The 15,709-nt window shown below is 69.4% G+C and carries 13 protein-coding genes; 10 read left to right on the top strand and 3 right to left on the bottom strand.

Going from position 1 to position 15,709, the window contains the following annotated elements:
- From ABV606_RS07570 to ABV606_RS07555, 4 genes are all read left to right on the top strand, one after another.
- Positions 1–1,212, top strand: coding sequence for a PQQ-dependent sugar dehydrogenase (locus ABV606_RS07570; protein ID WP_353987264.1), 1,212 nt, complete (start codon positions 1–3; stop codon positions 1,210–1,212).
- A gap of 33 nt (positions 1,213–1,245) precedes the next feature.
- Positions 1,246–2,193: a tetratricopeptide repeat protein gene (locus ABV606_RS07565; protein ID WP_281488311.1), complete on the top strand. Its 948-nt coding sequence runs from the start codon at positions 1,246–1,248 to the stop codon at positions 2,191–2,193.
- Positions 2,193–2,651 carry a SprT-like domain-containing protein gene (locus ABV606_RS07560; RefSeq protein ID WP_281488310.1) on the top strand — a complete coding sequence of 153 codons (459 nt, stop codon included), beginning with the start codon at positions 2,193–2,195 and terminating at the stop codon, positions 2,649–2,651. The genes ABV606_RS07565 and ABV606_RS07560 overlap by 1 nt, the downstream gene beginning before the upstream one ends.
- A gap of 159 nt (positions 2,652–2,810) precedes the next feature.
- The gene (locus tag ABV606_RS07555) at positions 2,811–3,302 is read left to right on the top strand and encodes a GNAT family N-acetyltransferase (protein WP_281488309.1); all 492 of its coding nucleotides are present in this window, start codon (positions 2,811–2,813) and stop codon (positions 3,300–3,302) included.
- A gap of 71 nt (positions 3,303–3,373) precedes the next feature.
- On the opposite strand, the gene ABV606_RS07550 is transcribed toward ABV606_RS07555, so the two are convergent.
- Positions 3,374–3,961, bottom strand: coding sequence for a hypothetical protein (locus ABV606_RS07550; RefSeq protein WP_353987263.1), 588 nt, complete (start codon positions 3,959–3,961; stop codon positions 3,374–3,376).
- A 368-nt stretch (positions 3,962–4,329) separates the two neighbouring features.
- Here ABV606_RS07550 and ABV606_RS07545 point away from each other — a divergent pair, with 368 nt between their 5' ends.
- Together ABV606_RS07545 and ABV606_RS07540 are read left to right on the top strand one after the other, a co-directional pair.
- The gene (locus tag ABV606_RS07545; protein WP_353987262.1) at positions 4,330–5,847 is read left to right on the top strand and encodes a DEAD/DEAH box helicase; all 1,518 of its coding nucleotides are present in this window, start codon (positions 4,330–4,332) and stop codon (positions 5,845–5,847) included.
- A gap of 219 nt (positions 5,848–6,066) precedes the next feature.
- Complete coding sequence (locus ABV606_RS07540) at positions 6,067–6,609, top strand: NUDIX hydrolase family protein (RefSeq protein WP_281488306.1); 543 nt, start codon at positions 6,067–6,069, stop codon at positions 6,607–6,609.
- 43 nt (positions 6,610–6,652) lie between these two features.
- Here the strand turns inward: ABV606_RS07540 and ABV606_RS07535 are convergent, their stop codons facing one another.
- Positions 6,653–6,931: a DUF421 domain-containing protein gene (locus tag ABV606_RS07535; protein WP_353987261.1), complete on the bottom strand. Its 279-nt coding sequence runs from the start codon at positions 6,929–6,931 to the stop codon at positions 6,653–6,655.
- 391 nt (positions 6,932–7,322) lie between these two features.
- Between ABV606_RS07535 and ABV606_RS07530 the strand changes: the two genes are divergently transcribed.
- The 4 genes from ABV606_RS07530 to ABV606_RS07515 all read left to right on the top strand — a co-directional run bounded on the left by ABV606_RS07530 (position 7,323) and on the right by ABV606_RS07515 (position 14,894).
- Positions 7,323–7,940 (top strand): alpha/beta hydrolase, encoded by a 618-nt coding sequence (locus ABV606_RS07530; protein ID WP_353987260.1) that lies wholly within the window; start codon positions 7,323–7,325, stop codon positions 7,938–7,940.
- Positions 7,941–8,448: 508 nt separating this feature from the next.
- Positions 8,449–13,251 (top strand): ATP-dependent helicase, encoded by a 4,803-nt coding sequence (locus ABV606_RS07525; RefSeq protein ID WP_353987259.1) that lies wholly within the window; start codon positions 8,449–8,451, stop codon positions 13,249–13,251.
- 29 nt (positions 13,252–13,280) lie between these two features.
- Positions 13,281–13,850, top strand: coding sequence for a thermonuclease family protein (locus tag ABV606_RS07520; RefSeq protein ID WP_353987258.1), 570 nt, complete (start codon positions 13,281–13,283; stop codon positions 13,848–13,850).
- Positions 13,851–13,916: 66 nt separating this feature from the next.
- A complete protein-coding gene (locus ABV606_RS07515; RefSeq protein WP_353987257.1) occupies positions 13,917–14,894 on the top strand; it encodes an IS481 family transposase in 978 nt (325 codons plus the stop codon).
- Between the two features lie 43 nt (positions 14,895–14,937).
- On the opposite strand, the gene ABV606_RS07510 is transcribed toward ABV606_RS07515, so the two are convergent.
- On the bottom strand, positions 14,938–15,699 hold the full coding sequence (locus ABV606_RS07510; protein WP_353987256.1) for a LysR substrate-binding domain-containing protein: 762 nt from the start codon (positions 15,697–15,699) through the stop codon (positions 14,938–14,940).
- Positions 15,700–15,709: the final 10 nt, after the last annotated feature.

The following is a 15,709-nucleotide window of genomic DNA, read 5'->3' as shown; positions in this document are numbered from 1 at the left end:
GTGCGTCAGGCGAGACCGGGCACAGCCACCGCGAGAGCAGCGGCAAGATTCCTCGGAGCCGCCCTCGCCCTCGCCGCGCTCGTCGTGACGGGCTGCGCCCCGGCCGGCAGCGGGCCGACCTCGGACCCGAACCCGACCGACCCATCCTCTACGGTTCCGCCTACTGCGCCGTCGGCCCCGAATGGCGCGCAGCTGCTGCAGCCGGCGGGCGCGCCCCGGGACCTGGCGACGAGGCTCGAGGTGCCGTGGTCGGTGATCTCGCTGGGCGACGGAGCGGCGCTGATGAGCGAACGCGATACGGCCCGCGTGCTCGAGTTGACGGCATCCGGTGACGTACGAGAGGCAGGTGTCGTCGCCGGCGTCCAAGCCGGTGGCGAAGGCGGTCTGCTCGGCATCGCGCTCTCGCCGCTCGGCGATGAGCTGTACGCCTACTTCACTGCCGTAGATGACAATCGCGTGATGCGGATGCCGCTGCTCGGCGAGTCCGGCGAGCGCTCGCTCGGCGCGCCGACGCTCGTGCTGAAGGGCATCCCCAAAGCAGGCAACCACAACGGCGGGCGCCTCGCGTTCGGCCATGACGGGATGCTGTACATCACGACGGGAGACGCCGGTAGCACCGAGCACGCACAGAACCTCGATTCCCTCGGCGGCAAGATCTTGCGCGTCACCCCGGAGGGACGCGTGCCCGACGACAACCCCTTCGGACACAGCCCGGTCTTCTCATATGGACACCGGAACGTGCAGGGCATCGCGTGGGACTCCACCGGGCGGCTGTGGGCATCGGAGTTCGGGCAGAACACCTGGGACGAGCTCAACCTCATCGAAGCGGGCGGCAACTACGGATGGCCCGCTGTCGAAGGCCGGGCGGAATGCGCCGAGCCCGGGTCGCCCGCGTGCGAGTCGGCGCGATTCATCGACCCGGTGCTGCAGTGGCGCACTGACCAGGCGAGCCCCAGCGGGATCGCGGTCATCGGCGGCACGCTCTTCATCGCCTCGCTCAGGGGCGAACGCCTCTGGACGGTTGATGTCTCGGGGTCCGCGATCGGCGAGCCGCGCGAGTGGTACCGAGGCGAGTACGGCCGGTTGCGCGATGCGGTGGCCGGCCCGGGCGGCACGCTCTGGCTGCTCACGAACAACACCGCACGCGGCACGCCGCGCCAGGGTGACGACAGGCTGATGGAGGTGCGGCTCGATGTGAGCGGCCGGGGTTAGCCTGTGGAAGCACCACACCGGTAGGGACACATCGTGAGCATTGTTTTGGGGTACGACCCGGTCACGCTTCGAGAGAAGGTCGACCTGCAGGCGCTGGGCGCTCGGCTCGAGGAGATCGGCGAGCTTCGCAGCACGTCGGCACTCAATGAGAAGGTCGGGCTGCTGCGTCTGGCCGGCCAGCTCGACGAGGCGCTCGACGTGGCGAACGCCGCCGTGCGTCTCGCTCGCTTCGGCGGCGACCGTGAAGAGCTCGTGCTCGCACGGGTGCGCCGCGCTCAGGTGCAGCAGTATCAGGGCAAGTACGAGACGGCGCTCGTGGAGCTCACCGACTGCGCCAACGAGGCGAACGCGCACGACTGGCCCGCCGCAGAAGCCTTCGCACTGCAGCATCGCGGCAAGGTATGGTTCGACCAGCGCGAGTACGAGAAGGCGCTTCGTGATTTCCGTGAGGCGCTCACCATCCGGGTGCGCATCAAGGCGAGCGCGAACCAGATCGACAGCTCGATGGTCGCGGTCGCGGTCGCGGAGTCATTCGTCGCGCCGGAGCTAGTGCAGCACGGACGGGCGGATGCCGCCGGCGCCGGCACTGCCGCTCCCGACCTCGAGCACGTTGCGCCCGCGCACGCCGGTAGCCTTGCGCCGGTCGACATGAGCGCCGCGGCATCCGCCTTGCATGAGGGCGACGTCGCCGCGTCGATCGACGCCGTCGAAGGCGTGCGCCCTCGCGGAACCGACGCGCTGGTGCCGCGCACCGGCGCCGCCTCGGCGAGCGCTGGTATCGGAGCCGGCGGTGGACTCGGCGGTGGAGTCGGCGGTGGCCTGTGGTCAGCGGCCTCGGCGCCCTCGAGCGGCGAACCCGCTGCCGTCATCGATGCACCCGCGGTGGACCCCGCGAGCACCGACACCCCGCTCTTCGACCTGCGCGACGCCGACGGCCAGCGCCTCGACCAAGGAGGCGCTTCCGAGCGCGGAGCGCAGTAGTGGCCGAGCTCGACCGCGTGCGCCGGTGGGCAGAGGCATTGATCCGCTTGCACCTCGATGACACCTGGCGTTTCGAATTCGACCACGCCAAGCGTCGCGCCGGCGCGTGTCACTACGGCGACCGCCGCATCACGGTCTCGCGCCACCTCGCCGCCAAGTTCGACGACGATGCGATTCACCAGGTGCTGCTGCATGAAGTCGCGCACGCTCTCGCCGGGCCGGGCGCGGGTCACGGCAAGGAGTGGAAGCGCATCGCGGGTGAGCTCGGCTACGTCGGCGAGCGCACGCACGACGGCCCCATCGCTGACGAGTTCGCGTCATGGATCGGCACGTGCCCGCGCGGTCACCGGCACTACCGATACCGCCGGCCGAAGTCGAAGCTGGCGTGCGGCATCTGCTCACGCCGCTACGATCCCGCGAACACCATCAGCTGGCTGCGCCGCGAGCGCGCCGCCTGACACTGCACTGCTGACACCGGGCTGCTGGCCCACGCGCGCTGACACCGCGTGTCGGCATCGCATGTCGGCACCGCATGGTCGACATGCAGTGTTCGCACCCGCCGTCGGCGACGCACTTCCCGATTTCTTCATGGGCCGTCGTGGTCGTACGCTCACCGTATGAGCACCAACGTTGTTGTTCGACCTGTCCGCACCACCGATGCCGAGGCGCTCGGGCGTGTGCACGCCGCCTGTTGGCACGAGACCTACGACCAGCTCGTGAGCAAGGCCGCTCTCGAGAACCTCTCACCCCGTCGCATGGCCGAGCTCTGGAACCATTGGGCGAGTCTCGGCGACGAGTACAACCAGTTCGCAGCACTCGTCGAGGGTGAGATCGTCGGCTTCGTCGGCTCGGGACCCGCGCGGGATGAAGACGCCCCGCGCGAGCGCGAGCTGTACTACATCTATCTGCTGCAGCAGTATCAGGGCACCGGAATCGGTCAGCAGCTGTTCGACGCGGCGTGCGGCGACCGGCCCGGTTACCTCTGGGTGCCCAAGCAGAACGCTCGTGCGCACAGCTTCTACCGTCGCAACGGCATGGTCGCCGACGGCGCCGAGCGCATGGAGACGCTGCTCGGCGAAGAGATCTGCGAAGTGCGCTTCGTCCGCTGAGCCGCCCACGGCGGCGCGTCGATCGCGTGCGCGCCGATCACCCGGGGCGCGCAGATCACCGGGCGCACTGATCACCGCGGCGAGTGCAGCACCACCACGTCGTCTGATGGCGTGAAGTCGACCGTGGTGACGCCGTGCTCGACGACGGATGCCGCGTTCTTCACGAGATGCTTCATCGCGCCGCGCAGTCCCGCGTACGCCGCAGCCGCAGCCGCCGCCTCGGGCGAGCAGTGGTCGAGACCCACGGCGGTGAGCGCGTCGACGACCGCCCCCGCCGCGAACAGGTCTTCGACGGCGAAGCGAGGCTCCGCGGCATCCGTCTCCCCACCGGCGTCAGGATCGCGGGCCGGAACGACTGCGCTCACCGCATGACCCGCGGCGACCACGGCGACGGTGAACCGATCGCCGCGTTCCTCCTGACGCGCGAGCACCCACTGGGCGACGGCGACCGCGTTCTGCAGGGAGCCCTCGACGACAAATGGCGTGAAGGCGCTCGGCGAGCCCGCGGCATCCGTGCGCACCTGATCGACCCAGACCGTCACATCGGCGCCGTCTGCGATGCGAGCGGCGCCAGCCCCGCCCCAGTCGAAGCGCACCTGGTAGCGACGCTGACCGGCCCACGGGTCGGAGCTTGTGGGGAGAGTTTCGTCAAGGCTCACGCCGCGATGCTAACCGCGTCGCCGTGCCCACCCTGGAGTGTGACGCGACACTACGCGAATGTGCACAAGCACCGGTTCGGAGTGGTCATTCACGTAGTCTCGCCGCCGCCTCTGCTGGCCAGGCGGCTGCCCGGTTCGGGCGCGCGGGCGAGCGCCCAGCTTCGTGCCGCTAGACTTGAACCACTGTGAGCGCGATTCTGCGCTCGTGCGTCGCGAGCGCTTCCCTCACGGGCCCGGCCGATTCACTCTGATCCGGCCCGTTCGACACTTTCTCTCGGCGAACGAATATGCCGTCGGCATCTTCGCCTATCCGCTCTCGCGACCGGCACTGATCGTGCGCGAGGGTGCAACGAATCAGGAATTCCTCTTTGTCTATTACTTCACCGGCGACCGCTGCGTCGTCAACGTCCTTCCGCGCGCTCGGCGTGCCCGCTCCCCTCGCCTCGGTGCTCGAGGCCGAGGGCAAGACCTCAGCCTTCCCGATCCAGGCCGACACGCTGCCCGACAGCCTGAACGGCCGCGATGTGCTCGGCCGTGGCAAGACCGGATCGGGCAAGACGCTCGCGTTCTCGATCCCCCTCGTCGCCCGACTCGGCACCTCGCTCGCCGGTGGCAAGCGTCGCGCCGGGCGTCCGCTGGGCCTCGTGCTCGCACCGACCCGCGAGCTCGCCACGCAGATCGCCACGGCGATCGAGCCGCTCGCGAAGGCATACGGCCTCGTGACCACGACGATCTTCGGCGGGGTCTCCCAGAACCGCCAGGTCACCGCTCTGAAGGCCGGTGTCGACATCGTCGTCGCCTGCCCTGGACGGCTCGAAGATCTGATGCAGCAGGGCTTCATCAGTCTCGACGCGGTCGAGATCACCGTGCTCGATGAGGCCGACCACATGGCCGACCTCGGCTTCCTCCCGGGTGTCACGCGCATCATGAACGCCACCCCGGCGGGCGGCCAGCGTCTGCTGTTCAGCGCCACGCTCGACAACGGCGTTGACAAGCTCGTGAAGCGGTTCCTTCGCAATGAGGTGCTGCACTCCGTCGACGAGGCCAACTCGCCCGTCGCCGCCATGACGCACCACGTGTTCATGGCAGAGACCGCCGAAGCGAAGACGCAGCTCGTGCGCACGCTCGCTTCGGGCACCGGCCGCCGCATCCTGTTCATGCGCACCAAGCACCAGGCCAAGAAGCTGGCCCGGCAGCTGACGCAGTCGGGCATCCCGGCAGTGGATCTGCACGGGAACCTTTCGCAACCGCAGCGAGACCGCAACCTTCAGGCGTTCGGCAGCGGGGCGGCACGCGTGCTCGTGGCCACTGACGTCGCCGCCCGCGGCGTGCACGTCGACCATGTCGAACTCGTCGTGCACGTCGACCCGCCGGCCGAGCACAAGGCGTACCTGCACCGTTCCGGCCGCACTGCGCGGGCCGGTGCGGAGGGTGATGTCGTCACGATCATGCTGCCCTCGCAACGCGACGACGTGCGGATGCTGTTGAAGAAGGCCGCCATCACGGTGAGCCCGCTCGCGGTGCACGCCGAGTCGCCCGAGGTGGCGGCGCTCGTCGGCGAGGTCGCGGCGTATGTCGCGCCCGCCCCGGCCGGAGCCCCTCAGGCGGCCCAGCAACGATCGTCGACGCGCAACTCGAACTCGAGTCGCGATGGCGCTGCACCGGCACGCAGTCGGGGCGGTCGTGGTCGCCGGCGTGGCGGCAGCGCCGCCGGCGGTGCCAACGCCGCCACTTCGAATGCTTCAGGCGCGCTCGGCGGCCAACGCAGCGGAGCCACCGGCCCCGCACGCTCCAGCGCCGCGAGCGGTCGCGCAGCATCCGCCGGTCAGCAGCGCGTTGCTGCGCCGCGGGTCGAGCGCCGTCCCGGCCGCCGCGCACAGGGCTGATCGCTCAAGGTGGTCGGCGGCGATGAGCTGTCGACCACCGATCGATCGGCTGGCTTGCCGGCCGGCTTGCTGGCTGGCTGGCTGGCTGGCTCGCTGGCTCGCTGGCTCGCTGGCTCGCTGGCTGCGGAACTGAACCGCACGTCGGCCGACCCCTCGCCCAATCGTGCGCGCTCGGCGAACTCGCGCCCGTTGCGCCCGGCCCTCGGGTAAGAATGGAACATGGCTTCCGTGGGCACTCCAGACCCCAACTCGGCGTGGCTCTCTGACGATGAGCTCGCGATGTACCGGCGACGGATGCCGGTGCTCTACGTCGAGGCCGTGCCGGTGCGGGTCGACGGACTCGGCGTAGTGACCGAGGTCGGCCTCCTGATGCGCGCGAACTCGGAGGACGAGATCACGCGCACCATCGTGTCGGGCCGCGTCATGTACGGGGAGACCCTGCGCGATGCGCTGTTCCGTCACCTCGAGAACGATCTGGGGCCGATGGCCTTCCCACAGTTGCCGGCGTCGCCAGTGCCGTTCTCGGTTGCTGAGTACTTTCCCCTGCCGGGGCTCACTCCTTATATGGACAGCCGCCAGCACGCGGTGTCACTCGCCTATATCGTCCCGGTCACGGGCACGTGCGATCCCCGTCAGGACGCCCTCGAGCTCACCTGGTTCACTCCAGAAGAAGCGGCCTCGCCGCGCATCGTCAGCGAGATGGAGGGCGGCCGCGGCACCCTGCTGCGGGCAGCGCTCGCTTCGGCCGGCGTGCTCCCCTGAGGTTTCGCGGCTGACTCACGGCTGAGTGGCGCGCACTGCTCCCTCAGCTCTCGGGTGGCCTCGGCGTTGGCTCGACGTCGCCGGCATCCTTCCGGAACGCCGAGATCATGCCGTTCGGCTCCAGATAGGCCACGCGCACGTGCTCGATGTCTTCAATGCCTTGCAGCCGAAGCTGAGCCTCCAGTTCTGCACGGCTGAGGAACTCGCGACGCATCGCGTGCTTGTTCGGCGGGCCGTTCTCGATGAGCGGTTGCTTGCTCGGTTTGAGCACGCGCCTGACCCGAGGGAACCGGTATGCCAGCGCATCGAGGCGATGCTCCACGCGAGAATCGTCAGCACCGAGATGAACCCATCGGTGATCGAAGTGGACTCAGGGGCGAGCCCCTGCCCGATCGCCTGGGCGATGAGCACGATCACCAGCAGGTCGGTGAGCGCGAGCGAACCGGACTCGCGCTGCCCGGTGATCCTGAGCAGAACCATCAGTCCGATGAACACGAGAGAGCCTCGCACCACCGATTCCAGCACGGGAATCGACGGCACGAAGATCGAGGCCCAATCCATTGGGAGTTCCTCCTGCCTTGCAGCACTGCCGAGTTCCGGCGCCCGACATGGACGCGGGCCGAGCGGCCGCTTTCACCGAATCGTGACCCGGGCGGCCGGGCGCCGCTGGCGGTCTCGGCGCTCGGGCAGACGGCATGCAGCAGAATCGAAGGATGCGAATCGATGCGGATGCTGTGCTCTGGTCGGCTGCCGAGAGCGAACGCGAGGGTCGACCCCTGCTGGTCGTCATGCACGGGCTCGGCTCTAATGAGGGCGACCTCTTCAGCCTGACTCCCTACCTGCCCAAGGAGCCGGTGGTCGCGTCACTGCGCGCGCCGAACCGCTACGGCGGCGGCTGGTCGTGGTTCGAGCCGAACCCCGACGACGAGGCGCGGGCGCGGGAGATCGACGCGGCATCCGCTGCCGTGCTCGAGTGGCTCGACGCGCAGGCCTTCACCTCGGTCGGTCTGCTCGGCTTCTCGCAGGGCGGCGCGATGAGCGCACAACTCATGCGCCACCGCCCCGAGCAGTTCGGGTACGCGATCAACCTCTCGGGCTTCGTCGTGCCCACTCCTCACGAGGGGGATGCTGCGCTGGCCGAGCGCAAGCCACCGGTGTTCTGGGGCATGGGTTCGGCCGATCAGGTCATCAACCCGCGCTTCATCGAGTACACGCGGGAGTGGCTGCCGGAGCACTCGACGCTGACGTATCGGCCGTATCCGGGGATGGCACACGAAGTCGTGCATCAGGAACTGCTCGACATCGCGGAGTTCATGGCGCCGCTCGTCTAGGGCTGAGTCGGATCGCTGCGGCGAGCGCGCCTGCCGTCGCGAGGGTTTGCTACAGGCGCGAGGGTTGCAACCCGCGCGGCTGCACCAAACCTCGCGAGAACGCAACCGCTTGCCCCGCACCGGCCGCGTGCCGGACTACCGAGGGTGGCGAGCGGTCTACCCTCGCGCGAGGGTTTGCTGCAAGCGCGACGGTTACTACCCGCGCGGCTGCACCAAACCCTCGCGAGAAGCGGATGCCGGGGCGGTAGCGCGGCCTACGGGGCAGTCTCGCGCGAAACGGATGTCGGGGCGACTGAAGCGCGGCCGGGTCCCGCGAGCGTAGGCGTGGCCGGAGACCGGGCAACGGGAACAGCAACAGCAAGGGCAAGGGCAAGGGCAACGGCAACGGCAACGGCAAGAGCAAGAGCAAGAGCAAGAGCAAGAGCAAGAGCAAGAGCAAGAGCAAGAGCAAGAGCAAGAGCAAGGGCGAGGGCGAGCCAGTGTCGGCGGCATCCGTAAAGATGGTCGCGTGACCGCGCTCGATCGATTCTCGCCCGCCACCGCTGCGTGGTTCGCGGGCGCGTTCGAGGCGCCGACCGACGCGCAAGCAGGCGCATGGGAGTCGATCTCGACCGGCGCGCACTCGCTCGTGATCGCGCCGACCGGGTCTGGAAAGACGCTCGCGGCGTTCCTCTGGTCGCTCGATCGGCTCATGGTCGACCAACGCGACCTCGACCCGAAGCAGCGCACCAGAGTGCTGTACATCTCACCGCTAAAGGCGCTTGGCGTCGACGTCGAGCGCAACCTTCGGGCTCCACTGATCGGCATCACTCAGACCGCGCGCCGACTGGGGCAGCCCGCGCCGGAACCGACGGTAGGTGTGCGCTCGGGCGACACTCCCCCTCAGGAGCGTCGCGCATTGCAGCGCACGCCGCCCGACATCCTCATCACTACGCCTGAGTCGCTCTATCTCATGCTCACGAGTTCGGCGCGTGAATCGTTGCGCAATGTCGAGACCGTGATCATCGACGAAGTGCACGCGGTCGCAGGCACGAAGCGGGGCGCGCATCTGGCGCTCTCGCTCGAGCGGCTCGACCTGCTGCTCGAACGGCCGGCCCAGCGCATCGGTCTCTCGGCCACCGTGCGTCCGCCGGAGGAAGTGGCGCGCTTCCTCGGCGGGGCGGCGCCCGTTCAGATCGTCGCGCCGCCCAGCGGCAAGCGCTTCGACCTTCGCGTCGTCGTGCCGGTCGAAGACATGACTGAGCTCGGCGGCACGGGCGCTGACGGCGAGCGATCCGGATCGATCTGGCCGCACGTCGAGGCCGAGTTGCTCGAGCGCGTGTTGGAGCACCGATCGACCATCGTGTTCGCGAACTCGCGCCGCATCGCCGAGCGCCTCACCGGGCGCATCAACGAGCTGTATGAGGAGCGGCTGGCAGAGGCGACCGCGGCAGAGCTGCCGCCCGAGCCACCGCCCTTGCGCGATGAAGCCGATGACGGCGCGCGTGACGCTGTCAACGCACTTCGGCCGCAGGGAGCCTTCACGTCGATGCCCGCCCAGCTCATGGGCCAGTCGGGACAGGTCTCGGGGGCCGAACCAGTGCTCGCCCGGGCGCACCACGGCTCGGTCAGCAAAGAGCAGCGGGGCGTGATCGAGGACGACCTGAAATCCGGCCGGCTGCGGTGCGTGGTCGCCACCTCATCGCTGGAGCTCGGCATCGACATGGGCGCGGTCGATCAAGTGATCCAGGTCGAATCGCCGCCTTCGGTCGCCAGCGGCCTGCAGCGCATCGGCCGCGCCGGTCACCAGGTGGGCGGCATCTCGAAGGGCATCATCGTTCCGCAGTACCGGGGCGATCTGGTTCCGGCAGCGGTCACGAGCGAACGGATGGCCGCCGGAGCGATCGAGCAGCTCGTCGTGCCGTCGAACCCTCTTGACGTGCTGGCGCAGCAGACTGTCGCTGCAGTGGCCCTCGAACCGCTCGAGGTGGAGACCTGGTTCGACACCGTCAGACGAAGCGCACCGTTCTCGGCGCTCCCCCGCAGTGCCTTCGACGCAACACTCGATCTGCTCGCCGGGCGATACCCGAGCGATGAGTTCGCGCAGCTCCGCCCGCGAGTCGTATGGGACCGCGTTCACGGCACACTGACCGGACGCCCCGGAGCACAGCGGCTCGCGGTGACCAGCGGCGGCACCATCCCCGATCGCGGGATGTTCGGCGTCTTCATGGTCGGTGATGCGACCGGCGGCACTCGCGTCGGCGAGCTCGACGAGGAGATGGTCTACGAGTCACGAGTCGGGGATGTCTTCGCCCTCGGCACGACTAGCTGGCGCATCGAGGAGATCACCCACGATCGCGTCGTCGTGAGCCCCGCCTTCGGCCAGGCGGCGCGAGTGCCGTTCTGGCGCGGTGACCGCCCGGGTCGGCCGCTGGAGCTCGGGCGGGCCCTGGGCGCGTTCATGCGAGAGATCGCGTCATCGCCCGGTAGCGCTGCGGAGCGGCTCCGAGGGGCAGGGCTCGACGAGCGCGCGATTGCGAACCTCACCGCCTACCTGCGAGAGCAGCAGGATGCGACCGGTCACGTGCCGAGCGATCGCGTGCTCGTGGTGGAGCGCTTCCGCGACGAGCTCGGCGATTGGCGGCTCGTGCTGCACTCGCCGTTCGGCTTGGATGTGCACGCGCCCTGGGCGCTCGCGGTGAGCGCGCGCGTGCGTGAGCGCTACGGGATCGACGCAGCGGCGAACGCCTCGGATGACGGCATCGTCGTGCGCTTGCAGGAGACCGACGCCGAGCCTCCAGGCGCCGAACTGTTCGTCTTCGAGGCCGACGAGCTCGATCAACTCGTGACCGATGAAGTGGGCGGCTCGGCCCTCTTCGCGTCGCGATTCCGGGAGTGTGCGGCCCGAGCGTTGCTGCTGCCCAAACTCGACCCCGGCAGGCGATCACCGCTGTGGCAGCAGCGACAGAAGGCGTCACAGCTGCTGGCCGTCGCCAGCAAGTACCCGGCGTTCCCGATCGTGCTCGAGACCATGCGCGAGGTGCTGCAAGACGTCTACGACCTTCCTGGGCTGATCTCGCTGATGAAAGACCTCTCTAGTCGCAAGGTGCGCCTCGTCGAAACAGCCACCGAGCAGCCGTCGCCGTTCGCGAGATCGCTGCTGTTCGGATACGTCGGGCAGTTCATCTACGAGGGCGATTCGCCCCTGGCCGAACGCCGGGCAGCAGCGCTCGCACTCGACACGACGCTGCTCGCCGAACTGCTGGGCCGGGCCGAACTGCGTGAACTGCTCGACCCCGCGGTCATCCGCGATGTCGGTCAGGAGCTGCAACGACTGACGCGCGACCGACTCGCGGCGGATGCCGAGGCTCTCGCCGACCTGCTGCGATTGCTCGGGCCGTTGACCGCCGAAGAGATCGCCGAGCGGGTCGAACCGGGCAGCACCCCCCTCGGCTGGTTGGACGAGTTGGAACGCGCCAACCGGGTGATCCGAGCCCGCATCGCGGGCGTCGAGCATTGGGCCGTCGTCGAGGATGCCGCTCGCCTACGCGACGCGCTCGGAGTGCCGCTGCCCATCGGAGTGCCCACAGCCTTCCTCGAGCCGGTGGCCGACCCGGTCGGCGATCTTGTGAGCCGGTACGCGCGCACGCATGCGCCCTTCACGATCGCTGATGTCGCATCGCGCTTCGGCCTCGGCACGGCTGTCGCTCACGACGCCTTGCGCCGGCTCGCCGCTGACCGTCGGGTACTCGAGGGCGAGTTCACGCCCGACGCCATCGGAACCGAGTGGGTGGACGCCGAGGTGTTGCGACGCCTTCGCGCCAGATCGCTGGCCGCGCTGAGGCGCGAGGTGGAGCCGGTGCCGCCCGACACCCTGGCGCGTTTCCTGCCCGTGTGGCAGCACGTGGGCGGGCGACTGCGCGGAGTCGACGGGGTGCTGCAGGTCGTGGAGCAGCTCGCGGGAGTTCCGCTGCCGGCATCCGCCTGGGAGTCGCTCGTGCTGCCGTCACGCGTTTCGGACTACGAACCGGGGATGCTCGACGAGCTCACCACCAGCGGCGAAGTGGTCTGGGCCGGGCATGGGGCGCTTCCTGGGCACGACGGCTGGGTCAGCCTGCACACGGCGGAGTCTTCGCCGCTCACGCTGCCCCTGGTGAGCACTGGTGTCGGCACGGCCCGTAAGGCGACAGGCGGGGGCACGACCGACGGGGCTTCGATCGACGGCGCAGCGATCGACGGCGGCATGACCGACGGCGGCGCGCTCGACGGCGGCATGACCGGCGGCGGCGCGCTCGACGGCGGCATGACCGGCGGGGGCACGACCGACAAGGCTGCGATCGACGTCGACAGCCGCACCGACGCCGCGGGCGAGTCGAGCGGCGGTGTGGACGATGCTCTCGGCGAGCTCGAACTCGCCATCTTGGCGGCGCTCGCAGGTGGCGGCGGCTACTTCTTCCGGCAGTTGTCGGATGCAGTAGGGGCAGCGCGCGGCGTTGTGGACGACACCGACCTGGCCACCGCACTCTGGAACCTCGTGTGGGCCGGCGCGGTGACGAACGACTCGTTCGCGCCGTTGCGAAGCAGTTCGGGAGTGAGGCGCACGCCTCGCCCGCGAAGCTACCGCGGGCGAGGGCGCGCCGCACTGCCGAGCCGATCGGGTCCGCCGACGGTCGCGGGACGTTGGTCGGTGGTTCCGACCGCGCACGACGACCCGACGATGCGCGCGGCCGCCGCCGCCGAGCAACTGCTCGAGCGGTACGGGGTGGTGACGCGCGGATTCGTGCAGTCTGAAGAGCTGCCCGGCGGCTTCGCGGTCGTGTACAAGGTGCTGAAGCGGTTCGAGGAGTCGGGGCGTGCCCGCCGGGGCTACTTCGTCGAGGGGCTCGGAGCGGCGCAGTTCGCCACAGGGCCCACCGTCGACCGACTGCGCTCGTTCAATCGAGACGACGCGGCGGATGCCGACCGCCCGCCCACCGCGATCGCCCTCGCCGCGACCGATCCGGCGAACGCTTACGGTTCGGCGTTGCCGTGGCCAGAGGTTGAAGGTCACCGTCCAGCCCGCAAGGCGGGCGCCATTGTGGTGCTCGTCGACGGCGCACTCGCGGTGTACCTCGAGCGCGGCGGCAAGAGCGCGCTCACCTTCGGGCACGCCGCGTCTGAGCAGGGATTCGAGGCTGCGGCATCCGCTCTCGCCGGGGCCGTCCGGCGCGGAGCCCGGTCGCTGCGCATCGAACGCGTCAATGGCGAGTTCGCAATCGGCACCGCGTTCGGCCTCGCCCTTGAGCGCGCTGGATTCGCGCCAACCCCGCAAGGCCTCCGGCTGCGGGTGTGAGTGGGATGCGCGCTGGGTATGCTCGGCGCGTGGGCGGGGCGCGGTGGTGGGGGCTGGGCGCGGTCGCCTGCCTCGTTCTCGCGGTCTTCGCCGCGTCGCAATTGCTCGGCATCGGCACGGGCGATGCCGGCTCACCGGAGCCTCCCGTCGGCACGACCGAGTACACGGTCGAGCATGTGCACGACGGTGACACGCTCTTCGTCAGAGCGGATGACGGCAGCGACATCAAGGTGCGACTGATCGGCGTCGACACTCCTGAACTCGAGGGCTCCGAACCCGCGGAATGCTTCGCTGCAGAAGCCCGTGACGACCTGCGTCGATTGCTGCCGGATGGCAGTTCCGTGCGAGCGCTCGCCGGCGTCGACCGCATCGACCCGTACGGTCGCGCATTGCTCTACCTGTGGAACAGCGATGGCGACTTCGTGAACCTCGAACTCGTGCGCGAGGGCGCCGCCGAGGCCGTGCGCATCGGGGCGAACGACGCGTATTGGCCCGAACTCAGCGCTGCCGAAGCGAAGGCGCGCGAAGCGAGAGCCGGACGATGGGGCGCCTGCACCCAGCCGGGAAGCGCTAGCTGTACTCGGCCAGCACGTTGGTGACAGCCGGATAGGGAGAAAGCCTCCACGATTGGTGGTGTCTAACGTCACCGAAGTGGAGGCCTTCTCTTGGTCCACCGTAACGCGCGGCTCACTGTCACGGGCCGCCTGATTCTCGTGCGCCGGATCCTCGGCGGCCGGCCCGTCTCGCATGTCGCGAAGGAGATGGGTGTATCCCGGCAGTGTGCTCATCGCTGGGTCGGCCGCTACCGCGTCGCCGGCGAGGCTGGGCTGTCCGATCGGTCCTCGCGTCCGGTCTCATCGCCCGCCGCGACACCGCCGGAGACGGCGGCGGCCGTGGTCGAGCTGCGTTCGCGCGAGCGGCTTGGGCGGGACGAGGTCGCTCGGGCCTGCGGGATCAGTCCCCGCACAGCGTCGCGGCTGATCGCGAAGGCAGGCCTACCGGCGCTGCACCAGCTGGACCCGGTCACAGGGATCGCGTTGCGCGCGTCCCGGCGCACCCAGGTCCGCTACGAACGCGACGCCCCGGGGGATCTGATTCACATCGACGTGAAGAAGCTCGGCCGGATCCCCGACGGCGGCGGCTGGCGGACGCAGGGACCGGACTTCATCGACCACCACCACGGCCGGGACCGGAAGGTGAAGCTCGGGTTCGACTACGTCCACGTCGCCGTCGACGATCACTCCCGGCTCGCGTTCGCGCAGATCCCGCCGGATGAGAAGGGCACCACCTGCGCGGCATTCCTCGCCGCCGCGACCGATTTCTTCGCCCGTCACGGCATCCCGATCCGCGAGGTCATGACCGACAACGCGAAGAACTACACCGTCTCGACCGCGTTCCAGACCCAGCTCCACGCGGTCGGCGCGACGCACATCACCACCCGGCCGCACTGTCCCTGGCAGAACGGCAAGGCCGAACGCTTCAACCGCACCATGCAGGAGTACTGGGCCTACCGCGCCCCCTACATCTCGAACCAGCACCGCGCCGACGCCCTCGCACCATGGCTCGAGCATTACAACTACGCTCGACCACACACCGCCTGCGGCGGCCGACCCCCGATCAGCAGGGTGTCACCAACCTCATGACCGAGTACAGCTAGCGGTTGAAAGCGCCGGTCAGGTCGGGCGATCAACGACCCCGCTTGCGCTTCGGCCGCGGCGGGCGACGGCTCGCCGTAGAGCCTTGAGCAGACGTCCCTCTCGTTTGCTGGCGCCTCGCACCAGACCCGCCGGATCGCCCGCCCGCAGAAGCGCTCGTCGACTTGGCGGCAGGCGGGCCCGACGCGCCATCGGCGCTCCCACGCGAGCTCTTCGCACCGCGACCCCTCACGATGCCGGCCAGGTCTTCGATGAGTGGTGAGGAAGAATCCCTTCGCCAGACCAGTGCAATGGCAGTGGCGCGGGCGTCGGTGAGCACCACCGCTCGTACATCGCGACGCGAGTACAGTCGGGCGACCGGCTGGGGCATCACGGCGATCCCGGCCCCCGATGCCACCACCTCGATCAGTTGCTCGTCGCCGAGGGGGCCGGACTCGCCGTACTTCTCCCCCAGTGCGACCGGGTCGAGAACCTCGCCGGAAAGTTCGGCGAACTCCTCACCGCTCAGCTCACCGAAGTCGGCAAAGGCGTGATCGCGGGGAAGCACGGCGACCTGGGTCTCCTCGTAGAGCCGGATGACGTGCAGCTCCTCCACCGATGTCGGGTCGACCTCGGAGGGCAGGCGCAGCAGCGCCGCGTCTGCGCGACCGTCATCGAGTCGCGCGCGCACTTCTTCGAGCGGTACCCGTTCGGCATCCATCGGAATCTCCGGATGCCGCTCTGCCCAGACGCGCAGCCACTTCGCCGGGGTCGCGCCGGGCACATAGGCGAGCGTGAGCCGCGGCGAAGTCATGCGCTCAGGC

The organism is Ruicaihuangia caeni (assembly GCF_040536845.1).
GTDB lineage: Bacteria > Actinomycetota > Actinomycetes > Actinomycetales > Microbacteriaceae > Ruicaihuangia > Ruicaihuangia caeni.
Note: the sequence above shows the minus strand (reverse complement) of the source record. Positions and strands in the feature narration are given on the sequence as shown.